Source organism: Ornithinibacillus halotolerans, from assembly GCF_014637405.1.
Classification (GTDB): domain Bacteria; phylum Bacillota; class Bacilli; order Bacillales; family Amphibacillaceae; genus Ornithinibacillus; species Ornithinibacillus halotolerans.
In genome coordinates, this window is the sequence record NZ_BMEY01000020.1 from 26,649 (window position 1) to 49,210 (window position 22,562).

The window sequence follows — 22,562 nt, forward strand, 5'->3', positions numbered from 1 at the left end:
GGGTACCTTTGAACAGTTGATAAATAAGAAGCGGTCATTCTTTCTTCACACCGTAGTAGAATGACCGCTTCCAAAACATATACTTATTTTCTATTTACTAGCTCCTGCAATCCCAGGATGTGTCATCTCATATGGATCTAGAATTAAATCTAGCTCCTCACTCGTTAACACACCGTATTTTAAACATAGCTCTCTTACTGGTACGCCAGTAGTTATTGCCTCTGACGCAATTTGGGCTGCACGTTCATAACCGATATGTGGATTCACTGCCGTAATGACACCAACACTTTTTTCCACATATTCTTTTAATCTATCTTCATTTGCCGTAATACCTTTTATACAGTGTTCGGTAAAGGTACGAAAAGCATTATTCATAATACTAATTGATTGCAGTAAGTTGTATACAAGTACTGGTTCCATGACATTCAATTCCAGTTGTCCCGCTTCTGAAGCAAGCCCTATCGTATGGTCATTACCAATTACTTGGAATGCAACTTGATTAATAAGTTCAGGCATTACTGGATTGACTTTGCCTGGCATGATGGATGAACCAGGTTGTCTTGCAGGCAAATTAATTTCTGCAAGCCCTGCTCTAGGTCCAGATGCCATTAAACGTAAGTCGTTTGCTATTTTCGACATATTCATCATGCTAATCTTTAATGCAGCCGATACTTCTGTATAAGCATCTGTATTTTGTGTGGCATCTACAAGATGTTCTGTACCTGTTAGTGGTAAGCCACTAATTATTGCGAGCTGTTCTAATGCCACCTCAATATATTGTGGGTCAGCATTTAATCCGGTTCCTACTGCAGTCGCTCCCATATTGAGCTCATATAAATGTTGGCGTGATTGCTTAATGCGCTTTATATCTCTAGCAATGACACGACTGTATGCCTCAAATTCTTGACCTAATCGGATCGGAACAGCATCTTGTAAGTGAGTTCGCCCCATTTTAATCACATGGCTAAATTCTGTTCCTTTTTGCACGAATGCTTGTTGCATGTCTTCCATTGTTTTGATTAATTTATTTAACGTATTAAGCGTTGCAATGCGAATTGCTGTCGGAAAGGCATCATTCGTTGATTGCGACATATTAACATGAGTATTCGGGCTACAAATAGCATAATTTCCTTTTTCTCCACCAAGTAATTCAATCGCACGGTTTGCAATAACTTCATTCACATTCATATTAATTGATGTTCCTGCTCCGCCTTGAATAGGATCCACAATGATTTGATCATGCCACTGTCCATCTAGTAATTCACTGGAAGCTTGGACTATTGCTTCACCGATTTTATCGGTCAGCCTTTTACTGTGCATATTTGCTAATGCAGCTGCCTTTTTCACAATAGCCATTGCTTCAATTAACTCGTTATGAATTCGGTAATCAGTTATTGGAAAGTTTTCTACTGCTCGTAATGTTTGAATACCATAGTAAGCATTTTTTGGAACTTCTTTTTCTCCTAAAAAATCCTTTTCAACACGGTGTTTACCGACTGTAATTGTCATGTAATATCCCCTTTTATTTTTCCATTTATATTAAATTTCATCATCATTTTATTAGACTACGAGGCTTATTATAAAACTTTATATAAGAAAATCAACCCATCTAGTAATATTTAATATTAAATCTATTCACATTGTATTTTGAGTCTTACCATGTACAATAGCTTTATAGATAACTAGAAAGAAGGACTACTTATGGACAAAGCTTTACAAAATAAATCCCTAGTAACACCAAGCGATAATCAAACAACATACCGAGTTCTTTTTATCATTGCAGGTTGTCACTTACTAAACGATTCTTTGCAAGCAGTTATTCCTGCCATGTTTCCTATATTAGAACGTTCCATGGGTTTATCGTTCACTCAACTTGGGCTTATTGCCTTTGCATTAAATATGGTATCTTCAGTAATGCAGCCTGTCGTTGGAACGTACACCGATAAGAGGCCAATCCCTTATGCATTACCAATTGGACTGACAAGTAGTATGTTCGGAATCCTTGGTTTGGCACTGGCACCGAATTTTTGGTTTGTGTTAATAAGTGTTGTCTTTATTGGTTTAGGTTCAGCGGTATTCCACCCAGAGGGTTCACGAGTTGTTTACCTTGCAGCAGGAGATAAACGAGGACTAGCACAATCTATTTTCCAGGTAGGCGGAAATTCTGGACAAGCGCTAGCTCCCGTTATTACTGCGTTAATCCTTGTCCCACTTGGGCAAAAAGGGGCACTTTGGTTTACGTTAATTGCAGGACTTGCCGTAATTTTTCTTACGTATATTGCTAGATGGTATAAAGGGCAAATGGAGCTTATAGCGAGGCAGAAGAAAAATATTGTCTCTAAAAAGCCAAACATAGATATTGCTAAATCAATAAAAATTGCAATCGTACTGTTAGTATTTATCGTATTTGCCAGGTCCTGGTATGCTGCTGCAATTTCAAACTTCTATGCCTTTTATGCAATAGATACGTATCAAATATCAATTGCCAATTCACAAATATATATATTTATATTTCTAGCCATGGGGGCAGTTGGAACATTTATTGGTGGACCACTTGCAGACCGTTTTGGGCGTAAAAATATAATTCTATTATCACTTATTGCGGTTAGTCCATTAAGTGTGTTGTTACCTTTCGTTGGTTCAGTATTCGCCATGGTACTTCTCGCAATTATAGGAATCATTCTGATGACTAGCTTTTCCGTTACCGTTGTTTATGCTCAAGAATTAATCCCCGGAAAAATTGGCTTAATGTCTGGTTTAATTGTTGGATTAGCATTCGGAATGGGAGCCATTGGAGCTGTTGCATTAGGTGTTTTCATTGATTTATTTGGACTATCTACTACGATGATTATGGCATCTCTACTTCCATTACTTGGCTTTCTTGCGCTTCTTTTACCTTCTGATAAGCGTGTACAAGGGTGGTATAATTAAGTAAAACTATTATGTTTAGAGGGGGAACTTTATTGGGTGATAAGAGAGAAAAATCGAGAAAGTCTAAATGGAAAATTGCATTTGGAATTATTGGTAGTTTGATATTAGTATGGTTAATTATTTATTTGTGGCCAGTCTCTAAAAATACAGACCTTAGTAAGTTTGATAAAGGGAGACCACTTGTAATCGCTCATGGTGGCGGAAACCATTTAGCACCTTCTAATACATTAGCCGCTTTTACAAATGCTAGTGAACTGGGTGTTGATGTCCTGGAGTTTGATATTCATATGACAAAAGATGGACATTTAGTATCTATTCACGACCCAACCATTGATCGCACAACAGATGGAACAGGTATTGTGAATGAGATGACTCTAGAGGAAGTTCAAAGTTACGATGCTGCTTATTCTTTCCAAGATTTAAATGGCGAATACAGTTTCCGTGGTCAAGGAGTTTATATTCCAACCGTTGAGGAAATTTTCTCAACGATTAATGATCCAGAAATGCTTTATACTATTGAAATTAAAGATACAAATCATCCTGAGTTGTATCGTGAAATGAGTGAAAAGTTGTGGGAGCTTATTAAGTCTTATGGATTGGAAGAGAATGTGATTATTGCTGCTTTTGATCATGATATTATTGAGATTGTTAAAGATGTTACGAATGGTGAGGCGCTCGTCAGTGGCGGACGTGATGAAATTACGAAGTTTGTTATTTTCCATAAGTTATTCTTAAATGGTTTGTATAAGCAACAAGTACATGCCCTACAAATCCCAACAGAAGATAGCAATATTAACTTAATGGATAAGAAGATTATTCGAGGTGCTAACAAGCGAGGAATGCAAGTACATTACTGGACGATTAATGACACAGAAACTATGCAAGAATTAATCGACCTTGGTGCAAATGGCATTATGACTGATAGACCAGATCTATTGCTTGAATTGCTGGAGTAGAGTGTTTTATTTATGGACGATTTGAATTGGAAATCGTCCTTTTATATATAAATATTAGCTAGATTTTCATCATGGATCCAACAGATAAAATCAAAGTTTGGAGTGATGATAATGAAAACAAGGTTCATCCAGCTTCTATTACGAATTCTTTTTTTGCCTGCTCTAAATATCACCAATAGTAAAGATGAGGAAAAACTATTTAATGATTTGTACGAAAGCTCATTGAAGAAAGAAGATAAATTAATAGAGTATAACTTGACTGTGCCTAAGTATAAGTTCTTATCTTACCTGATACATAACAAGTCGGTTCTATTACATGGATCTAATAATAAAGCGATAGAAGAATTTGAACCAAGGAAGCAAACTTTAGCTGATGGCAATATAGTTACTGCAATATTTGCTTCCAAAGATCCAATTTGGCCAATATTCTACGCAACATTAGATAAAGGAAAAATAGTAGGAAATATTAGAAATGGGGTGGTTTCCTCTAACGGAAAGAATAAGTATCACTTTTACTCATTAACGGAACCAACTATTTCCAATAATCCATGGACAACTGGTTTTATTTACATACTTCCTGAAGAAACCTTCTCTTATAAGGGAAAAGGGGTTATACAATTTGACGAGTGGATTAGCCAAAAGCCTGTAGCCCCCATATTAAAATTGAAGGTTAACCCAGACGATTTCCCCTTTCGGGATAAAGTTGCAACCCACCATTCGAATGAATCTATCATCAAATCTTGGCTTCTCTATAAGTTCAGATTGTGATTTGGTGTCTTGCTTTGGGTGTCTGACACCTCCCGGATTTTGTCAAACTTTGTCGAAAACCATCCTTAGTGGGTGGTTTTTTTTACTTTCGACAATATTCAACATTTTTCGGGTGGTGTCAGACACCGTCATAGACACCGTCACAGCACCGTTTCAGCTGCATTATCACAATATGCTTTCGATGAATTTTTTTGCTGTTTGTGATAGTGGGACGTCTTTTAGGTAGCAGATTCCTATGCTTCTTTTTGGAATGTTTTCTTCCAAACGAATTTCGTATAAATCTTCCCTTTCCAGATAGTCTTTAGCGAATTCTTTGATTACACACGAAATACCTAGGTTTATTTTCGTAAATTCTAACACTAAATCATAAGAACCTAGCTCAAAAAGAGGAGATACTTGATATCCTCTTTCTTGTAGGAAGTTCTCTACAAATTTTCTGGAATTCGACTTTCTTTCTAAAAAAATTAAAGGGAGCTGCATTAAGTGATCTAAGCTAATCGGCTTCTCTGCCAATTTCTTATATTTCTCTCCACAGACAAAGATATCTTGTATTTCCTTACACGGAATCACTTCCAATTGCTCATCTTCTACTGGTAAGTTACAAATACCTAATTCTGCTTTGCCTGACTTAATTAAATCGATGATTTCTGAAGTCGTTCGATTGAGGATATTCAAATTTACTCCAGGATAACGATCATGAAACTGTTCTAAATACGGGAGCAAATAATACCGAGAAATCGTATCACCAACCCCTATACGTAATTGGCCAGATTTAAATGTCTTAAATTCTAGTAGTTTATCCTCTGCTGCTTGAATAATTCCTAATGCAGATTTTACATGCTCATCTAATAGATTCCCCTCTGTCGTTAACTCAACTCCTCTAGCTGTTCGGTGAAAAAGTTGAATGTCTAGTTCTTTCTCCAACTTAGAAATTGCTTGGCTAACCGCAGATTGTGTCATAAACAATTCCTGTGCCGCTTTTGAAAAACTTTTATTACGACTGACAACTTGAAATATGCGATATAAATCTAATTTACCTACCATATTAGCACTCCTTATACCTCATATTATAAATATTAATTTTACTTATATCAATCTAAAGTGTATAGTAACAAATGGATTGAGAATGAAAATAAACATGTTGAAGCATACTCTAACTAGAGGAGAGATGACAATGGAAAGAGTCGTTGGAACAGTTGTACGTGGATTGCGTACACCAATTATTAACACTGGAGATAACATTGAAGAGATTGTCGTAGACACTGTATTACATACAGCAGAGGTAGAAGGCTTTTCTATTCAGGATCGCGATATTGTAACAATTACTGAATCAGTGGTTGCCCGTGCACAAGGTAACTATGCAACTATTGATGATATCGCAGCAGATATTAAGGCAAAATTCGGAGAAGAAAAAGTCGGAGTAATCTTCCCTATCCTAAGTCGTAACCGTTTTGCAAACTGCTTACGTGGTATTGCAAGAGGTGCTAAAAAAATCGTACTAATGTTAAGTTATCCATCAGATGAAGTTGGTAACCATCTAGTTGATATCGATGAATTAGATGTAAAAGGTATTAATCCATGGGCAGATGTATTATCTGAAGATGATTTCCGTAAACACTTTGGATATAAAAAGCACCACTTTACCGGTGTAGATTATATTGAGTACTATAAAGAAATCATTGAAGAAGAAGGCGCTACATGTGAAGTCATCTTCTCAAACAATGCAAGAACTATCTTAGACTATACGAAACATGTACTTACTTGTGATATTCACTCTCGTATGCGCACGAAACGAATCCTTACAAATAATGGTGCGGAAAGTGTATTTGGATTAGATGATATCCTAACTGAATCAATTAATGGTAGTGGTTTTAACGAAGAGTATGGACTATTAGGATCTAATAAATCAACGGAAGAAAGTATTAAACTTTTCCCAAATAATTGTCAGCCAATTGTGGATGCAATTCAGGCGAAATTAAAAGAGGTTACTGGAAAAACTGTCGAAGTTATGGTTTACGGTGATGGTGCCTTTAAAGACCCTGTCGGAAAGATTTGGGAACTTGCTGATCCAGTTGTATCACCTGGGTTTACGGCAGGACTAGAAGGTACTCCGAATGAAGTAAAATTAAAATATTTGGCAGATAATAACTTCTCTCATTTACGAGGGGAAGAACTGCAACAGGCAATATCTGAGTACATTCAAAACAAAAATGAAGACTTAGTTGGTGCCATGGAAGCACAAGGCACAACGCCACGCCGCCTAACTGACCTTATCGGTTCCCTATCCGACTTAACCTCTGGTAGTGGAGATAAAGGTACACCAATGGTATATATTCAAGGATACTTCGATAATTACACAAAGTAGGAGTATGTCTTTTTGGATGGGTGTCTGACACCTCCCGAGTTTTGGTGGATTTTGTCGAATGTGAAAAATACGAAAGATGCACTAGCAATATTGGTGCATCTTTTTTTGTTCGTTTTTTAAAGGCAATTACTAATAGACTGACATTTTAAATAACTTTATAATTAAAGTAGTTCTATTAAAAAGGAGGTAAAAAACTGTGGTAAACACTAATAAAGCAAAGCCGGTTGACCTTAGAAAGGTATATCAGCAAATATACTATCTAAAAGAAGGACCATCTGTAATTGAACAATTACCTGAACGTAAATATGTATCGCAACGTATGATTACATCCTTTCATATGAATTGGGATGGTCATCCTGAACCTAAAGATGAGAAGTGGATTGCTTTTAAAGTTGTCAACCAAATAAAACAAATTACCAAATTAGAAATGAACTACCGATTTAAACGAATGCCCCCAGAAATGATTTGGTATCAACAAAAAGCAGATAACAAATGGATTGTGGAACGAATGATACTAGTACCAGATTTCATATCAGAAGAAATCTATATACGCGCTTTAGAGAAAGTACAAAAAAGCTTACGAGTAGATACACTACCTTCCATCAGTTTTAAACATGAGCAAGAAACTTTAACCGCAATGAAATTGCATGTTGGTCACTACAAGGACACATCAAGTAGTCTGGCTTTGCTTGAAAAAGAATTACAATTACAGGGCTACCAAATGGTATTACCTCACCGAGAAATCTACCTTACTCCCGCCATGGAATGTTACCCTGCACATAAAACTAAAACTGTCCTTTCTGTTAGCATTCAACCAATAAGCTAACTATTTAATCAGGATTTGAATTTATTAATAAAATGAATATTTATCTCATTATATCAACAATCTAAATCACGATAATTTAAAAAAATATCAAAAAATATTGACAAGTGTCTTTTAATCTGATAAATTTATTTTTAATATTAAAAATCGATGAAGAGAACAGTACGTTAGGAAAGTCTGATCCAAAGAGAGCCGGCAGTTGGTGCGAGTCGGTGTTCAGCCCCTATCTGAAAATCATCTCTGAGATGCAAAGCCGAAATTAGTAAGCTTTGACGGGTTGTCCGCCGTTACAATGGAACACGTATGTTGGTACGTTGACTTGAGTGCTGCAGTTTTTTTATTTTCTGCAGAATTAGGGTGGTAACGCGAGCGATAACTCGTCCCTTATTTATAAGGGGCGGGTTTTTTTATTTTCAAAAAAACATTAAAGGAGAGAGCATCATGCGCAAATTTGATTCATTTTTTATCGGACTTTTACTATTTTCTATGTTTTTTGGAGCAGGGAATCTTATTTTCCCACCGTTTCTAGGTACACTATCTGGAACTTCATTCTGGTTAGCAATGGCAGGTTTTGTTTTAACTGCTGTTGGACTACCGCTACTCGTTATTTTTGCAATTGCTAATGTAAAGGGTGGGATCAAGGCCATTGGTGATCGAGTACACCCTGTGTTCAGTACAGTATTTATGGTCATTGTTTATTTATCGATTGGACCATTTCTAGCAATTCCTCGTAATGCCAATGTGGCATTTGAAATGGGATTAATTCCGCTAGTGAAAACATCAACAAGCATGACGGTCGTATTATTACTATTTTCAGCAGTATTCTTTTTACTTGTCTATCTAGTAAGCTTAAATCCTACTAACTTAGAAAAATACTTAGGACGTTTCATAACTCCCGTTCTATTATTTGCAATGGTCATTTTATGTGTAGTTGGCCTGTTCAAATTAGAAGGAAATTTCCAAGCGCCAACTGGCGGATATGAATCTGGAGCATTTTTCAAAGGCTTTTTAGAGGGTTATAACACAATGGATGCTCTCGCTGCATTAGCGTTTGGAATTGTTATTTTAACTGCTGTTGGACGTCGAGGAGTGACAGACGAAAGAAAAATGAAAGGGTATATGATTAAAGCAGCACTTATTGCCGGTACTCTTCTAGCATCTGTCTACGTCTTTTTAGGTATCATTGGTGGTAAAATGTCTGGTGAATTTACTGACGGCACTCAAGTATTAACTGCAGTTTCTACGACATTATTTGGGCAAAGCGGAACACTTCTAATCGGACTAATCTTTACACTTGCATGTTTTACAACAGTTGTCGGATTAACATCAGCTTGTGGACAATATTTTTCCAAACTAGTTCCAAAAGCAAGCTATAAGACGGTCGTTCTCGTAACTACACTTGTTGGGTTTACTCTAACAAATATGGGACTAACGCAAATCTTGAAAGTGTCCGTCCCATTTTTAACAACTGCATATCCATTAACAATTGTACTAATTGTATTAACGTTCTTCCATCAACAGTTTAAAGGTGCACGTGTTGTTTATGTAAGTGCACTGTCATTTGCTGGGGTGTTCGCTGTTATTAGTGGGCTTAATGCTTTTGGTTTAAACTTAGGACCAATTGAGATGATTCGATCAACATTACCATTAGCAGATGTAGGATTAGAGTGGGTAGTTCCCTCAATTGTCGGAACAATGATCGGAATACTCATTGCAAAACTAAGCCCTAAAGCAGAACCAGTATTAGAATAAGTACCCTCTCCGGGTAGGTGTCATTTGAGTAAGTGTCTGACACCTCCCGGATTTTGTTGTATTTTGTCGAATTATCAAATCTAGTTCTTTCCATTTGTTCACATGCAGAAAGGGTATTGATTCGACAATTTTTAACATATTTCGGGTGGTGTCAGACACCCTAAATAGACATCTTAATTATTAACACCTCTGTAGCTACTCTTGAGTTCATTTCACTCCAGCTCCTTTTTTGGAACAAAGTAGACTTTCTCTCATTATAAGATTTACTAAAGACGAATTTTATACTAGAATACAGTAGTTGATAGATGAAACGAAGGGGAAAACAAATGTTTTTAAACATAACATAATTGTCTATAATTCATCAGCGAGGAGGACTAACATGAAAATAAATAAGGGAATTTTATTTGTTTTAATTGGTGCTGCATGTTTTGGCTTTACACCAGTATTTGCTAAATTCGGATTTAGCTTTGGCTACACATTAGGCCAAATTAATATTATTCAAATGATATTTTCTGCTATTATGTTGTGGTCTTTCACATTAATAAAACGTTCTAGTTTTAAAGGACTAACAAAGAAAAACATTCCACAAATCATGTTAACTGGTTGTTTTATTGGGTTAACTAGTGTCTTCTATTACGGCTCCATGCAGTATTTGCCAGCATCATTAGCTATCATATTAATGTTTCAATTTGTTTGGATAGGAATTATTTTAGAATGGATATTCACCAAAATAAAGCCTGCGCCAATAACTATATTTTCAATTATATTAATCTTGATCGGTGTATTTTTTGCTTCTGATATTATTAATGGAGACGTTCAAGGATTACCAATCATAGGGTTAGTATTTGGAATACTATCTGCATTTACGTATGCGGGTTTTATTTTTTTCAGTGGGAAAGTTGCTGTCGAAGTTGATGCGTGGACAAGAAGCTCACTTATGGCAACCGGTTCTATGATTTTGATCCTTATCATATTCTTACGAGATATCCCTACAATACTGCCTTTGGAATTTGATTTAGTCAAAAGCGCTGTAGGAGTTTCCTTGTTCGGATCAATATTACCGCCATTATTCTTTGCAGTTGGGGCACCACTAATTTCAGGTGGACTAGCAAATATATTAACTTCGGTGGAGCTTCCTGTTGCCATTCTTTCAGCTAGTATCATTTTGTCAGAAACAGTTACTCCACTTCAATGGATAGGAACTGCAATTATACTACTTGCGATAGCGTTAAATGAGCTAGGAACAAGTATCATTCATAAAATAAAGAACAAAAGACGCCCACCACGTTACACTTAATACCGGTGTCTGACACCTCCCGAGTTTTGGCACCTATTGTCGAAAATATCACAATATATTCATAGAATCCTATACGTGGTTAAGGATTTCAAATTCGACAGTAAATGACATATTTCGGGTGGTGCCTGACACCCTTACCATATTACACCTTACCAATTAGCCATATGGTCTTCTGCCCAGCCTAACATGTTTTCTATTGTTATTTTTTCTCCATTATTTGATTGGCCTCCTCTCTGCATTTTTCTATTATGATCGCAATCTTTCAGTTTCAGATTTACTAGATTCACCTATCAATAAATTGTTCAAATAATCATTTAAAAAGATTCCATCTGGGTCTAATTCTTCACGAATAGTGAGGAAATCGCTTAATTTTGGATAAAGGGAAAATAATTCCTCATGCCCGATTGAATGCATTTTTCCCCAATGAGGCCTTCCAGCGTATTTCCGCATAATCTTTTCCATATCTCGAAAATATGCATCATGTGGCATTCCTTTATACATATGAAAAGCAATATATGCAGACTCTCTTTGATAAGATGGGCTTAACCATATATCATCAGAACTTACTACCCTACATTCAATCGGAAAATGTACGTCATATTTTTTCTCCTCTATCTGCTTTCGTACTTCTTGAATAGCAACTTTAAAATATGGAAGGGGAATACAGTATTCAATCTCCCTAAACTTTACAAGTCTTGGAGTTGCGAAAAGTTCATGACTCCTTGCTGAAACAGAAGTCGCACTTACCCCTTTAGCTGATAATCGACTCACTTTCCTACTACTCTTCGGAAAAATTCTAGCAATTTCTGATAGCAAATAGAACAAATAATTTTCTAATATAAGATTCTTCCAGCGATGACTAGTCAACTTCTGCGGTTTCTTATCGGTTATATTCATTCTTTTCACTTGAACTAAATCCGAGTACGGGAAAATATAACATTCAAAGTGACGATTATTATGAATATACTCATCCAATCGCTCTAAAAACTCGTTAATCCTTACTTTTTCACTTCGGTACTCATATATAACACTTTTAATCAATCTTAATTTTACTTTCACTATTATCCCTAACGTCCCTAATGAAACAAGAGCTGCTTGGAACATGCCAGAATGTTTCTCTTTAGAAAGAGTACGAACCTCGCCTGCTGCTGTAACCATAGTAAGCTCTTCTACTTGCGTTGGTATATTGCCGAATGTTATTCCAGTTCCATGCGTTCCTGTTGAGATTGCTCCGGCAATACTTTGTACATTTATATCGCCTAAATTCTCCTGAGCAAACCCTCTTTGGCCTAACTCCTCTCCTAACTGAAATAATCTAGTTCCTGCCAAAACAGTAACCGTATTATTTTCTTCGTCTAACTCCTCTATTCCACTAAGTAAATCAAGAGAAACTAGCCAATCATCAGTTCCTACCAAGTTTGTAAACGAATGCCCTGCACCAACTACCCTTATCTTCTTTTTTTGATTTGATGCCTCATTCACAATGGATATTACTTCCTTAACAGAGGACGGGAAAAAGGTTTTCTCAGGTGTACTTTCATGAGTATCTGTCCAATTTCTCCACCGTTTTCTTTCTTTAGCTTTAATTACAGAAAACATTGTCCTTCCCCCCGATATGTAGAGAATGTCTCCACTACTTGGTTATTCTCCAAACAAACTATCTCGCCGAATCGTTCACAAATCTCGCCTGCTTTTGCCGCACGAAAAATAATCGCATCACCAATTTCAAGTGTTTCATTTTCATAATAAACCGGAGTTTGCACTTCACCAGCCCCTTCAAAAGGGAGTAATTTACCCCCTGGTGGATATACAGGTTGTGGCACTTTATCCTTCCCATGTGGTCCAGAAGCAATATAGCCTCCCCCGAGACAGGTGTATATATTATTAGTTGGTTTTCGTACAATTTGTAAGGCGAAAAATAAAGACGGTTGGTAATGAAAATCTCGATAATAATCAAAAAGTAAAGGAGCGTAAAATCCTGATCCAGCTGTTAACTCGGTAACGGTGTTATCTTGAGAAGTTGTATGAAGACTACCTGTTCCACCTCCATTAACAAATTGAATGGGCATCCCTTCTTTTTCAAGAATCTCCACTAGCCTCTTTCTACGCTGATATATATTATGTATGGAACGCTTTTTTAATAGGCTCACTACTTGGTTTTTTAGCTGTTGTGATGGGAGCTTATCGCCAACACCTGCAATTTGTGCTTCATACCCCATCACTCCCAGTAGTTTTAGTTGAGGGTTTTCCTTTATTTTCTTTGCGATCTGAACTATACCCTCTTCTGTATTAATAGGGGAACGTCTCACACCAAAGTGAAGACTACCAAATGTTGTACTCATGTCGATATCAATACATAGATAAAAGACCCCATTCGTTTCGTTACTTATTTTGGCTAAGTGTTCGATATGTTCAATCGAATCAACCATACTAATAATTTGATTGCCATCTCTATTTAATCGGGCAATTTGTTGGAGGGCACTTGAATCCCAGCATGGATATCCAAGCAGTATATCTTCAAATCCTTTTTCTGCTAGAAAAATCGCCTCCTTTGGACTAAAACTCATTAGCCCTATATACACCGAGTTAGAAGCTAGTATTTGCCTTAGAACTGGTACTGATCGAATAGATTTGGTTGCAATTCGTATTGTTTTTCCATTTGCCTTATGAGCAATCATTTGGCAGTTCTCGTCAAACGCATTTACATCTAATAAAAGTGCAGGAAGAGAAATATTTGTGGGTACATTGAACGCTAACAAATTCATCACCTCTTTATATATTTTATACGACTCCATATCGTTTATAAAGTATATTTTAAAGATTCAGAAACTTATCGACGAGTGGGGTAGATGAACTCGTAATTTAGTTTCTGTTATAATAAAGGAAAAAAACGGAGGAAACTTTTATGGGAAATCAAAGATTAACACCGGATCAACAAGAAGAATTACTGCATATATTGAAGGCGCGTTTTGAAGCTAATGTGCAGCGTCATGAAGGACTAGAATGGGAAAAAGTATTAGCCAAACTAGAAGCTAATCCTGATAAACTATGGTCCCTTTCTGAAATGGAGAGAACTGAAGGCGAGCCAGATGTTGTAGCATATGACCAAGATACGAATGAATACATATTTATGGATTGTTCGAAGGAGAGTCCTAAAGGAAGAAGAAGTATTTGTTACGACCGAGCAGCCCTAGAAGCAAGAAAGAAACATAAACCTGAAAATAGTGCAATGGACATGGCAAATGCTATGGGTATTGAAATGTTGACAGAAGAGGAATACCGTAAATTACAAGAGCTTGGTAATTTTGATTTAAAAACTTCAAGCTGGGTGCAAACACCAGAAGAAATTAGAAAATTAGGTGGAGCACTATTCTGCGACAAACGGTATGACCACGTCTTTCTATACCACAATGGTGCAGATTCATACTACGGCGCACGAGGCTTCCGCGGTAAATTAATCGTGTAAAATAACTTTCTATGTGGGTGTTTTTCTATATTGGTGTCTGACACCACCCGCTTTTTGTTGCTTTTTGTCGAAAATTACAAAACAAAATCCCTCGATACAGCCGGTAACGAGGGATTTTATCATTCGACATATTTCGGGAGGTGTCAGGCACCTTCATAGACACTCTAAAAATAGACACCACCATTACAATACGCGCCATTTAAGTTGAGGCGGCTGAGGAGGTAGCTTGGTCTGCTTTGACGCAATCAATTGCGACGACAATTGCGATGACGATGGCTTCCATTTCTTCATTTAGAATTTGTACTTTATAGCTATCTCCCCAAGAGAACCACTCTTTGTTCACTTTACCGACGATTTCTCCGTGCTGCAATACGTCAAATTCCATATCCCACCAATTACCATGTACCTCTATTCCTGCTGCATCGATGGTATAACGAGCTTTAAAGAATGAGAACTCTTTTTTAATCGTTAATACTTCCTGCCCATTCACTTCCACAAAAAACTTTGGCAAGAAACTAAATACTTTTTTTGAAATTAGCGCGACTTCATCTCGTTTTCTATTCATAATCGTATACGTCTTCGGAATTTGCATAAAACTACCTTCTACGTAATAGACGTCTTGTTCTTCTTGATTTTTAACCGTGAATTTACCACTAAGACTAAAAACCTTCTGTTTGATATAAAGCTGTTTCATCAACACTCCCCCTTCTGTTACTACAATATTATGTAAAGATCAGGATATTTAACATTTTCTCTGTAAAGTGAGAATCAAGCCTCCCTTTTATTATTAATTAATAAAACTAATCTATTACCCATAATTAACAAAAAACCTAAGATGACAAAAACAAATAAAAAGGCAACCATAAATAAGAAAACATTTGTATAACTACCGACACCTACTGGAATTTGACCATTTGGATTTAGAAAGAAATATGGATAGAACCCATCAATCAACCCCCTTATACTGGAAACAATAGTATAAAGAAGTGGATAAAATACCCAATAAAAAATATATCTATAGTGATATTTTTTCTTAACTTCAAATAGAAGCCAATTAATAAAAACCATACAAGGTATCAAATAATGTACCGTAAAGTTTGTAATAACATGTACCCCAGCATATTCTCCGCCACTTGTAAGAAGAAAATGATACGTAAGTAAATTTACGGCCATATAGATTAAAGAGCAATTCTTAAAAAACTCTAGCATTGTCCCTTCATTCTTTCCCTGCATTAACACAATACCGCTAAATAAAAATGTGAAGGAAACAATAAGATTCGAATGAATAGTAAACTTAGTCGTAGATACTAAAGGATCTGGAGAAAATAAAATATGTAGAATAACACTGATGAAGCCAATAATAAAAATAGAGATATGAAAACCAAGTTTTAGCCTTGGCATCAACCCACTGCCCATTATTCCGCTCCTTTCATATGTTAAGTCTCGCGATTTACAAACAGGCAATTATTTATTTTAATGGTATGTCCACATACTTCTTATAAATCTGAGGTTCAATCTCGCGATATATTCTGATAAAATCAACCCTAAATGTCGGAAACGGAGCAAGCTCCTCTTTCGCTAGCCTCGCCATCTCTAAAAGTTCTCCCTTTGTCATGCCATAAAACGTTTTTCCTATCGACATATGCGGAACAAAATCTTCCAGTTCAAAGTACTTCTTAATTAACTCCTGACTCGGTGAAATCCGATGTACTAGCTGTTCATGCATCCTTACCAACTGTTCGGATTCAATACTTAAATATAAGATAGTATCAAAGAAAAACCTCGGTTCAGATACTTTCAAATCAAAAGGTTGGAAAGATCGACAAACCTCTTGCACGATTGATATCCATTCTTCATCAGATGTCAACCCACTCTGAGCCTTTACCGTTACATGAGGTTCAACCGCTTTACTTATCCAATGATTCGGCCATCTGTTCTGAAAACCAATGATTTTCTCTTTATAATCATTTGGTGGAACAATCCCAATAAAATATTGCATCATAACTTCCCCCAATTCTACAATTCGAATTTTTCTTTAATGATGGATGCAACTTCTTCTGGATTTATATTTGTATTGTTAATCCTTAAGTAGTTTTCACGATTTATTTCACCTTTTAAAGAATTAAATCTGTATATTTCCGCCGTTTCCTTCAAGTTCTTTTCAGACCATTCGATATTTCGCTTGGATGGCTTATGTTCCAGTCGATTAGGAGTTATATTTCGTTTAAGTCTTTCATCGATATCCGCTTCTAATTCAACAAAGTATACCGTTCCACCCTTTGACTCGAAAATCTGACAAACTTCCTCCACATACTTCCAATCACCTTTCAAATCAAAAGCCCATAAATAGGTGAAAATCATTCCAGGTAATTCACTCTTAGATACCGCTTCAAAGATTTCTCTACGGAACAATTTTACTAATCGTTTTCCTTCTTTCGTTCCATAATCAAAAAACTGCCCAACCAAATCGATGGTCATATGGTTATGAAACAACTTTAATCCGGTTAATTTAGCTAATTCTTGTCCAACTGTCATTTTTCCTACTGCTTGCGGTCCAAATATTAGAACAAACTTCATACTTTTAACTCCTCTTCCGTAAACTTTAATCGTTATCAAATTGGAAAATAATACCCCCTATAATCAAAAACATTCGTAAATCCTATATTTTCAGCAACTGCAATGGAAGGCTTATTGGATTCCATACAATCCCAATATGGAAGTCTATTATTTTCCAGGCAATCTTTCACAAAACAATGGGCTATTCTTTGTGCTTGTTTTTTCCCTTGATAATTCTCTAACGTTTCAATATCCACACAATGAACATGATCTACTACAAATCCCGAGAAACAAATACTAACAATTGTGTTGTTGTGAACAATACAAAAGCCGATTCCTTCTTTAAAAAATTGTTCTGGTGATGACCAAAACTCAGATATTTTATTACGCAAAAAATTAATATTAGAAATGGACTTATTGTTATATAGTGTTTGATTTATTTTTATCACTTCAAACCCTGGTTCTATAATAGGTTCCGACTGAGCTTTATAGTTCTCCATTTGAAGTGTATATACTTTTTGATTCCAAGTTTTGAATGGACGATGCTTAAAAACATTCTCTAGTACCGAATTCCACCCCGAATGGTTTCCCATTCCTTCAAACCAATTTAAACCAACCTTTTTTGCTTCTGGCATAATGAAGTCATCTATAAAATTACTAATCTCATTATTAAAATTCTCGTTACCTTCATTCCCAATAAAGAAAAAGCCATCATTATTTCCTAACCATACAATCCCAGAAGCAGGAATGAGGACATTATCTACAAAAACACGACCAGGATTAATCCCTTCCACGACTGCTTTAACCTCTATCTGCCCATCTTGATTAATTACATGTTTACACTTATAAAATTCATTCTTATCTAACTCTATTATCATATTTATTCTCTCCTTACTGTAATTCAGGAAACGGCTACTTTACCTATCGTTCTCTTTTCTCTACGAATAACAAAATTAGTGTTGCTACTGGACCGAGAAAGAGAGAAAGCAAAAACCAGTTAAATCCCGTTCTGTTCTTCCCTTGTGCAAGCCCAGCATTTATCAATGCCAGTGTTCCCCAGCCAACAAAGTATTCATTTTCCATCATGTATCCCTCCTATGCTAGTTATTCTATGAATCTAGCAAATACGTACATTGCGTTTTTTCCTTCTGAAGTATTAATAGTACTTTAACAATATCAATATTCTACAAGGTATTTATAAACTTCTGAATTTGTTTTGAGGACCGCAATATATACACTTGTTTATCTTTGGAGATTTCTTTTAGCTTTTCTAAGGTTTCAGGTCGTTTATTTTTCGGGTAATTCCATATCCATTTTAAAAATTGTAAATCAAATCGTTCATTGCAGCCTTCACCCATATCAGGTCTTGTTTTATTTCGGTACTTCATCATTCTTTTAAAAGCGCGATATACACAGATTACGCGATGAATGTCTAAGTAGATAATTGTATCTGCAGCTTGCAACCTTATATCTATCGTCCCTCCATAGTTTCCATCAATAATCCATTCTTCTTTTTTCACTAAATCATGTTGTACTTCAATTTGTTCCTGCCTAGAAACGCCAACCCAATTTGGTTTCCAAAATAATGCATCCAGATGATAGACTTCTATATTTAGCTTTTCAGATAATTTCTTTGCCAAGGTAGACTTTCCTGCCCCACCTGAACCAATAAGAATAATCTTTTTCATAGGAGCCCTCCTTATTCGACAATCTTTTAGGCTATTGTCTATTTATACTAACATAATATTCGAAATAATATTAATGTAATTTAACCATAAGAAAGGAGCTTGAAATCAAGCTCCTTTCTCCTAATCTCTTTATATAAAATCATTAATTACGTACTTACATTACTTAATCCCATTCATGTTCCAATATGCTATAAAGGAACGAGTCTCGCCATCCATCTTTAATTAGCATATGTTCACGAATTCTACCTTCCAATGTCATACCAGTTTTCTTTAAAACTTGAATGGAACCAGTATTTCTTGGATCACATGTTGCATAGATACGATGTAATTGAAGTTTTGTAAACCCAAAATCAACTAACAGTGTCGCCACTTCTGTTGCAAATCCTTTTCCCCAATAGGCTGGATGAATAATATAAGAGACTTCTCCTACTTTATTCGTTACATCTCTAATATTGAGTTCACTAGCCCCCACTAATCTGTTATTATGGATAACTGCAAATACAAATCTTAATCTTGGTTGCTCTTTTGCATCTTTTATTGCTTGATCGACATATGCTATGGATTGTTCTGTTGAATTTGGTCCCCAAGCTTGATACTGGGAAACAATTTCTTGCGAGGCATACTTATGTACGTCAATCCAATCACTTTCTACGAGTTCTCTTAACATGATTCTTTCATTAGATAGTGTAATGTTTGTAACGTCCAATACAATCCATCCTTTTCACGTTGAAGAAGATTAACTATACTTTTGCCCGTACTATGTAACGGGAATGAGTAATCGGTAAACCATTAACAGTTGCATTGTCCTCAAAAATATGCGTTATTTCTCTTATATTATTATCTTTCAGTGTTTCATATATTGATGGTTCTTGACCAAAACAACGAAGTTTCAGTACATCTGTAGGGGTCTTAATATATTCAGTGCTATTAAACACTTCTACTTTTTCATATGAAAAATTACTATCGGAAAGTCTCTGGTGAATACTATCTAAAATAGGAGTTCCTGCTGAAGGTTCAAAGAGGTTTGGAAATAAAAGTGGTAATTCTTTACCTGACTCATCTCCAGGATGAAGTCCAAGTACTTGGCCGCCTTTCTTGATTACATTTCTAAGATGAGGATAGGCGGATATCGGTCCTTTTCTAATGTATGCACAGTCAAATGCATTCTGTTCAAAAGGTAAACCATCATTTGTACTCCCTACTACAAATGATAGGTTAGGCTTGTTATTTTTTGTAGCTAATTGTAGCTAATTGAATAAATTTCTCTGTTATATCAAAACCGACAATTTCTTTTACTATACACGATAGTTGATTCATAAAGTTACCATCGCCACAACCAATATCTAACACTTTTTGATTAACTACCATTTCAGTTGCTTCATTATCAAAAATCAATTCTCCATTTGGTTCCAATATGGTCGACATCCACGGATACATATATTTGTTTTGTAGTTTACTCAGTTGTTCATACCATTCCATTGAATGTGGTCGCAACCATTTCTCTAGTTTTGTAGGATCAATTAATGTCATCCCATTCCTCCTAGTCTCATAATAAGATTCTAATGAGTTAACTGTTTGTACCGTGCAATACAAATGAAGTTAGGAATTGTAACGTTAATAAAACATAACAATTTCTAAAAACTTATTCTCCTAATTTGGTTAACCATTCTTTCAGTTTACCTTTTTGAAAATAAACTTTTTTATTGATAACAATATGTGGGACATCTGGATGATCTTTAACTAGAGATGTAGCATCCTCTTTTGCTATCCCAATAAAATAATGTATGTCCTTTTCCTGGATTAATTCATGGTCTTCTTCATTATCCAATGAATCTAGTAATGGTTTTGCATCCGCATTTTTGAAGTTTTTCAATCCATCACCGATACAATAACCTGCAATTGCAATTCCTAATGCTAGCCAAAAGAACTCCATACTATCACTCACCATCCAATTTTTTAAAGATACAGATTATCTTGTTGTCCAATAAAGCAACTTAATATTAACATAATGTTCTGCTTTTATGTGTTATTTAAATGTAAATGATTACTAATAATAGAATGAATGAGAATACTAATGTCGTTCGACCATTGCCGATTTTTCTTTTTTACCGTTGACACTGTGGTGCACTACATAGTTTAAGATTTTCTTAAAAGGAGGAAAGAAATGTATAAAACAGGGGAATTTTCTGAGATGACGGAACTATCAAAAGAGACATTACGCTATTATGCGGAAATAAAATTGTTAGAACCAGTATATATCGATCCCGATAATGGCTATAAATACTATGACAATAATTCCTTTTTAAATGCAAGACTTCTATTCTTTTTAAGAAAATTTGGATTCACCATACAAGAAATGAAACAAGTAATACAAGAACGTTCATTAGATGAACTAGAGGATATTTTAATCGAGAAAAAAGAAAAGTTAGAACTAAAAATCCAGGAAATTAGGGACTTAATTTTACAAATAGATGCATTTATTGACTATGGAAATGGAGTGGATAGTAATGATTCAGTGGAATGAACAGATAATTATTCCAGCTAATATTGAAACCGTATGGAAGCTTTTTCAAGATGAACAAGTTCAGCGAATTATGCCCAATGTCGTTGAAAGAAAACCGTTAGAAACAAAAGAAGGTGTAGTAGGCTCAACTTACATTGAGACTTATCAAGAAGGAAAGAGACAAGAAACATATACTGGTACATTAGTAGAATATGAAGACACACCAGTGAAAAAGCATAAAATGACAGAATTTGTTTTAGCAAAAGCGTTCAACATACAAAATACTTTTACATTGGAGAAACTGGATGAACATACGACCCGATTCATCTATGGTGGAAAAAACGAAGGGATCAATTTCTTAGGACGAGCTTTACTGAAATTAGGGAATACAAGGAATAATAATAAAGTAGTAAATGATTTTCTAGCATTAGTGAAGGAAGAAGCTGTTAAGGGATGAATCTAAGCTGTAATTTACCCAGGGTAAATTACATGCCAGTTCCTAATAGGAGCTGGCATTGTTTTTTATCTTCTGAAAACCTATATGTCTTCATTAACTGAACTGCAAAAAGAGCTGTTGATTATACCGCATCATTATTCTTGGTTTACTTTCTCATTCTTTAACGTTTCCCACTCTTCTCTTAACATCCCCATCCGAATGGAATCATAGTATTTCCCTTCGTAGTAGCGCACTTTTCGAATGCGTCCTTCCAACTGCATTCCTAATTTTAATGCAACACGAATCATACGCTTATTTCCAGACCAAGTCGTAATCCCAACTCTTGTCAGCGGAATGGTATTAAAGATATGATCTCTCCAAAGTTTAAACGCCCGAGTACCTACACCTTTATTCCAGTTCTGCCCCTCATGAATGACTATTCCCATTTCCAGCCATCTCTTTTGATCATCTTCATAATAGTAGGAGACGATCCCAAATACATCATCATGGACCGTAATTACCCACATACTCTCGGCGCCAATCCATTTTGGTGCGATTTCCATGAACTTTTCGAATGACATCGATTGATGAGGGAAGTAAGGCGCATCCCATTTCTTCCACTCTGGAGCATCTTCTTTATAAATTAACTCCCATAACCTTGATAAATCTTTTTCTTCTATTGGACGAATCGCTATTTCTTTATCTTTGTACATCAAAATCCTCACTTCAATATTATTTTTATCAATCTTACTCTTGTATACATTCTATAAAGATATGAATATTCCTTCTTGACATGGATTCAAAAGCTAAAGTTTGTTTGAATTTGGCTAAAGCTAACCTGAAAGTGGCTAAAGATTAGCGTAAACTGGCTAAAGTTTTGCCTATCTTAGCTAAAGATTATGTTAACTCGAATAAAGTGACTCTAGTATTATCGTAAATCCTACTTATCTATCATTAATTCTACCATAATGAAAAGGCTTAATCTCTAGTAGATTAAGCCCTGTAACATTCGACAAAATAT

The 22,562-nt window shown here is 35.7% G+C and carries 25 protein-coding genes and 1 other annotated feature; of the genes, 10 read left to right on the top strand and 15 right to left on the bottom strand.

Going from position 1 to position 22,562, the window contains the following annotated elements; all coding sequences use genetic code 11:
• Window positions 1-90: 90 nt before the first annotated feature.
• Window positions 91-1,509 carry an aspartate ammonia-lyase gene (aspA, locus tag IEV35_RS16090; RefSeq protein WP_188385694.1) on the bottom strand — a complete coding sequence of 473 codons (1,419 nt, stop codon included), beginning with the start codon at window positions 1,507-1,509 and terminating at the stop codon, window positions 91-93.
• A 192-nt stretch (window positions 1,510-1,701) separates the two neighbouring features.
• On the opposite strand from aspA, the gene IEV35_RS16095 reads away from it, so the two are divergent.
• The 3 genes from IEV35_RS16095 to IEV35_RS16105 all read left to right on the top strand — a co-directional run bounded on the left by IEV35_RS16095 (window position 1,702) and on the right by IEV35_RS16105 (window position 4,655).
• Window positions 1,702-2,931 carry an MFS transporter gene (locus tag IEV35_RS16095; RefSeq protein ID WP_188385695.1) on the top strand — a complete coding sequence of 410 codons (1,230 nt, stop codon included), beginning with the start codon at window positions 1,702-1,704 and terminating at the stop codon, window positions 2,929-2,931.
• A 32-nt stretch (window positions 2,932-2,963) separates the two neighbouring features.
• Window positions 2,964-3,887 (top strand): glycerophosphodiester phosphodiesterase family protein, encoded by a 924-nt coding sequence (locus IEV35_RS16100; RefSeq protein ID WP_229740776.1) that lies wholly within the window; start codon window positions 2,964-2,966, stop codon window positions 3,885-3,887.
• A gap of 111 nt (window positions 3,888-3,998) precedes the next feature.
• On the top strand, window positions 3,999-4,655 hold the full coding sequence (locus IEV35_RS16105; RefSeq protein WP_188385697.1) for a hypothetical protein: 657 nt from the start codon (window positions 3,999-4,001) through the stop codon (window positions 4,653-4,655).
• Between the two features lie 165 nt (window positions 4,656-4,820).
• Here the strand turns inward: IEV35_RS16105 and IEV35_RS16110 are convergent, their stop codons facing one another.
• Window positions 4,821-5,699: a LysR family transcriptional regulator gene (locus IEV35_RS16110; RefSeq protein ID WP_188385698.1), complete on the bottom strand. Its 879-nt coding sequence runs from the start codon at window positions 5,697-5,699 to the stop codon at window positions 4,821-4,823.
• A gap of 130 nt (window positions 5,700-5,829) precedes the next feature.
• Between IEV35_RS16110 and IEV35_RS16115 the strand changes: the two genes are divergently transcribed.
• The 4 genes from IEV35_RS16115 (at window position 5,830) to IEV35_RS16130 (ending at window position 10,892) form a co-directional block, all read left to right on the top strand.
• Window positions 5,830-7,020 carry a coenzyme F420-0:L-glutamate ligase gene (locus IEV35_RS16115; RefSeq protein WP_188385699.1) on the top strand — a complete coding sequence of 397 codons (1,191 nt, stop codon included), beginning with the start codon at window positions 5,830-5,832 and terminating at the stop codon, window positions 7,018-7,020.
• A 196-nt stretch (window positions 7,021-7,216) separates the two neighbouring features.
• Window positions 7,217-7,846, top strand: a complete 630-nt coding sequence (locus IEV35_RS16120; RefSeq protein ID WP_188385700.1) for a hypothetical protein — start codon at window positions 7,217-7,219, stop codon at window positions 7,844-7,846.
• Window positions 7,847-7,984: 138 nt separating this feature from the next.
• Window positions 7,985-8,231: a binding site (T-box leader), on the top strand.
• Window positions 8,232-8,284: 53 nt separating this feature from the next.
• Entirely contained in the window at window positions 8,285-9,595 is a 1,311-nt protein-coding gene (gene brnQ, locus IEV35_RS16125; RefSeq protein ID WP_188385701.1) for a branched-chain amino acid transport system II carrier protein, read from the top strand.
• A 379-nt stretch (window positions 9,596-9,974) separates the two neighbouring features.
• Complete coding sequence (locus tag IEV35_RS16130) at window positions 9,975-10,892, top strand: EamA family transporter (protein ID WP_188385702.1); 918 nt, start codon at window positions 9,975-9,977, stop codon at window positions 10,890-10,892.
• Window positions 10,893-11,138: 246 nt separating this feature from the next.
• On the opposite strand, the gene IEV35_RS16135 is transcribed toward IEV35_RS16130, so the two are convergent.
• On the bottom strand, window positions 11,139-12,491 hold the full coding sequence (locus IEV35_RS16135) for a D-arabinono-1,4-lactone oxidase (protein ID WP_188385703.1): 1,353 nt from the start codon (window positions 12,489-12,491) through the stop codon (window positions 11,139-11,141).
• Complete coding sequence (locus IEV35_RS16140; protein ID WP_188385704.1) at window positions 12,479-13,657, bottom strand: amino acid deaminase/aldolase; 1,179 nt, start codon at window positions 13,655-13,657, stop codon at window positions 12,479-12,481. The genes IEV35_RS16135 and IEV35_RS16140 overlap by 13 nt, the downstream gene beginning before the upstream one ends.
• 140 nt (window positions 13,658-13,797) lie before the next feature.
• Here IEV35_RS16140 and IEV35_RS16145 point away from each other — a divergent pair, with 140 nt between their 5' ends.
• Window positions 13,798-14,358, top strand: a complete 561-nt coding sequence (locus tag IEV35_RS16145; RefSeq protein WP_188385705.1) for a DUF4256 domain-containing protein — start codon at window positions 13,798-13,800, stop codon at window positions 14,356-14,358.
• Window positions 14,359-14,557: 199 nt separating this feature from the next.
• On the opposite strand, the gene IEV35_RS16150 is transcribed toward IEV35_RS16145, so the two are convergent.
• The 10 genes from IEV35_RS16150 to IEV35_RS16195 form a co-directional block, all read right to left on the bottom strand.
• Window positions 14,558-15,052 carry an LURP-one-related/scramblase family protein gene (locus IEV35_RS16150; RefSeq protein ID WP_188385706.1) on the bottom strand — a complete coding sequence of 165 codons (495 nt, stop codon included), beginning with the start codon at window positions 15,050-15,052 and terminating at the stop codon, window positions 14,558-14,560.
• Window positions 15,053-15,126: 74 nt separating this feature from the next.
• On the bottom strand, window positions 15,127-15,774 hold the full coding sequence (locus tag IEV35_RS16155; protein ID WP_188385707.1) for a Pr6Pr family membrane protein: 648 nt from the start codon (window positions 15,772-15,774) through the stop codon (window positions 15,127-15,129).
• Between the two features lie 52 nt (window positions 15,775-15,826).
• Window positions 15,827-16,357 carry a 2'-5' RNA ligase family protein gene (locus tag IEV35_RS16160; RefSeq protein ID WP_188385708.1) on the bottom strand — a complete coding sequence of 177 codons (531 nt, stop codon included), beginning with the start codon at window positions 16,355-16,357 and terminating at the stop codon, window positions 15,827-15,829.
• A gap of 17 nt (window positions 16,358-16,374) precedes the next feature.
• Entirely contained in the window at window positions 16,375-16,935 is a 561-nt protein-coding gene (locus IEV35_RS16165; protein WP_188385709.1) for an ATP-binding protein, read from the bottom strand.
• A gap of 35 nt (window positions 16,936-16,970) precedes the next feature.
• Window positions 16,971-17,792, bottom strand: a complete 822-nt coding sequence (locus IEV35_RS16170) for a GNAT family N-acetyltransferase (RefSeq protein WP_188385710.1) — start codon at window positions 17,790-17,792, stop codon at window positions 16,971-16,973.
• A gap of 43 nt (window positions 17,793-17,835) precedes the next feature.
• Entirely contained in the window at window positions 17,836-17,997 is a 162-nt protein-coding gene (locus IEV35_RS16175) for a hypothetical protein (protein WP_188385711.1), read from the bottom strand.
• A 101-nt stretch (window positions 17,998-18,098) separates the two neighbouring features.
• On the bottom strand, window positions 18,099-18,602 hold the full coding sequence (locus IEV35_RS16180; RefSeq protein WP_188385712.1) for a DNA topology modulation protein: 504 nt from the start codon (window positions 18,600-18,602) through the stop codon (window positions 18,099-18,101).
• Between the two features lie 163 nt (window positions 18,603-18,765).
• A complete protein-coding gene (locus IEV35_RS16185; protein WP_188385741.1) occupies window positions 18,766-19,269 on the bottom strand; it encodes a GNAT family N-acetyltransferase in 504 nt (167 codons plus the stop codon).
• 557 nt (window positions 19,270-19,826) lie between these two features.
• Complete coding sequence (locus IEV35_RS20225) at window positions 19,827-20,132, bottom strand: methyltransferase domain-containing protein (protein WP_229740777.1); 306 nt, start codon at window positions 20,130-20,132, stop codon at window positions 19,827-19,829.
• Window positions 20,133-20,244: 112 nt separating this feature from the next.
• The gene (locus IEV35_RS16195) at window positions 20,245-20,535 is read right to left on the bottom strand and encodes a DNA-binding protein (RefSeq protein ID WP_188385713.1); all 291 of its coding nucleotides are present in this window, start codon (window positions 20,533-20,535) and stop codon (window positions 20,245-20,247) included.
• Between the two features lie 231 nt (window positions 20,536-20,766).
• Between IEV35_RS16195 and IEV35_RS16200 the strand changes: the two genes are divergently transcribed.
• Together IEV35_RS16200 and IEV35_RS16205 are read left to right on the top strand one after the other, a co-directional pair.
• Window positions 20,767-21,126: a MerR family transcriptional regulator gene (locus IEV35_RS16200; RefSeq protein ID WP_188385714.1), complete on the top strand. Its 360-nt coding sequence runs from the start codon at window positions 20,767-20,769 to the stop codon at window positions 21,124-21,126.
• Window positions 21,110-21,562 carry an SRPBCC family protein gene (locus tag IEV35_RS16205; RefSeq protein ID WP_188385715.1) on the top strand — a complete coding sequence of 151 codons (453 nt, stop codon included), beginning with the start codon at window positions 21,110-21,112 and terminating at the stop codon, window positions 21,560-21,562. The genes IEV35_RS16200 and IEV35_RS16205 overlap by 17 nt, the downstream gene beginning before the upstream one ends.
• Window positions 21,563-21,696: 134 nt before the next feature.
• On the opposite strand, the gene IEV35_RS16210 is transcribed toward IEV35_RS16205, so the two are convergent.
• A complete protein-coding gene (locus IEV35_RS16210) occupies window positions 21,697-22,254 on the bottom strand; it encodes a GNAT family N-acetyltransferase (RefSeq protein ID WP_188385716.1) in 558 nt (185 codons plus the stop codon).
• Window positions 22,255-22,562: the final 308 nt, after the last annotated feature.

Coding starts and splice junctions, on each gene's coding strand:
- aspA (WP_188385694.1), bottom strand. CDS start 1,509: ATGACAATTACAGTCGGTAAACACCGTGTTGAAAAGGATTTTTTAGGA.
- IEV35_RS16095 (WP_188385695.1), top strand. CDS start 1,702: ATGGACAAAGCTTTACAAAATAAATCCCTAGTAACACCAAGCGATAAT.
- IEV35_RS16105 (WP_188385697.1), top strand. CDS start 3,999: ATGAAAACAAGGTTCATCCAGCTTCTATTACGAATTCTTTTTTTGCCT.
- IEV35_RS16110 (WP_188385698.1), bottom strand. CDS start 5,699: ATGGTAGGTAAATTAGATTTATATCGCATATTTCAAGTTGTCAGTCGT.
- IEV35_RS16115 (WP_188385699.1), top strand. CDS start 5,830: ATGGAAAGAGTCGTTGGAACAGTTGTACGTGGATTGCGTACACCAATT.
- brnQ (WP_188385701.1), top strand. CDS start 8,285: ATGCGCAAATTTGATTCATTTTTTATCGGACTTTTACTATTTTCTATG.
- IEV35_RS16130 (WP_188385702.1), top strand. CDS start 9,975: ATGAAAATAAATAAGGGAATTTTATTTGTTTTAATTGGTGCTGCATGT.
- IEV35_RS16135 (WP_188385703.1), bottom strand. CDS start 12,491: ATGTTTTCTGTAATTAAAGCTAAAGAAAGAAAACGGTGGAGAAATTGG.
- IEV35_RS16140 (WP_188385704.1), bottom strand. CDS start 13,657: ATGAATTTGTTAGCGTTCAATGTACCCACAAATATTTCTCTTCCTGCA.
- IEV35_RS16145 (WP_188385705.1), top strand. CDS start 13,798: ATGGGAAATCAAAGATTAACACCGGATCAACAAGAAGAATTACTGCAT.
- IEV35_RS16150 (WP_188385706.1), bottom strand. CDS start 15,052: ATGAAACAGCTTTATATCAAACAGAAGGTTTTTAGTCTTAGTGGTAAA.
- IEV35_RS16155 (WP_188385707.1), bottom strand. CDS start 15,774: ATGGGCAGTGGGTTGATGCCAAGGCTAAAACTTGGTTTTCATATCTCT.
- IEV35_RS16160 (WP_188385708.1), bottom strand. CDS start 16,357: ATGCAATATTTTATTGGGATTGTTCCACCAAATGATTATAAAGAGAAA.
- IEV35_RS16165 (WP_188385709.1), bottom strand. CDS start 16,935: ATGAAGTTTGTTCTAATATTTGGACCGCAAGCAGTAGGAAAAATGACA.
- IEV35_RS16170 (WP_188385710.1), bottom strand. CDS start 17,792: ATGATAATAGAGTTAGATAAGAATGAATTTTATAAGTGTAAACATGTA.
- IEV35_RS16175 (WP_188385711.1), bottom strand. CDS start 17,997: ATGGAAAATGAATACTTTGTTGGCTGGGGAACACTGGCATTGATAAAT.
- IEV35_RS16180 (WP_188385712.1), bottom strand. CDS start 18,602: ATGAAAAAGATTATTCTTATTGGTTCAGGTGGGGCAGGAAAGTCTACC.
- IEV35_RS16185 (WP_188385741.1), bottom strand. CDS start 19,269: ATGTTAAGAGAACTCGTAGAAAGTGATTGGATTGACGTACATAAGTAT.
- IEV35_RS20225 (WP_229740777.1), bottom strand. CDS start 20,132: ATGACATTAATTGATCCTACAAAACTAGAGAAATGGTTGCGACCACAT.
- IEV35_RS16195 (WP_188385713.1), bottom strand. CDS start 20,535: ATGGAGTTCTTTTGGCTAGCATTAGGAATTGCAATTGCAGGTTATTGT.
- IEV35_RS16200 (WP_188385714.1), top strand. CDS start 20,767: ATGTATAAAACAGGGGAATTTTCTGAGATGACGGAACTATCAAAAGAG.
- IEV35_RS16205 (WP_188385715.1), top strand. CDS start 21,110: ATGATTCAGTGGAATGAACAGATAATTATTCCAGCTAATATTGAAACC.
- IEV35_RS16210 (WP_188385716.1), bottom strand. CDS start 22,254: ATGTACAAAGATAAAGAAATAGCGATTCGTCCAATAGAAGAAAAAGAT.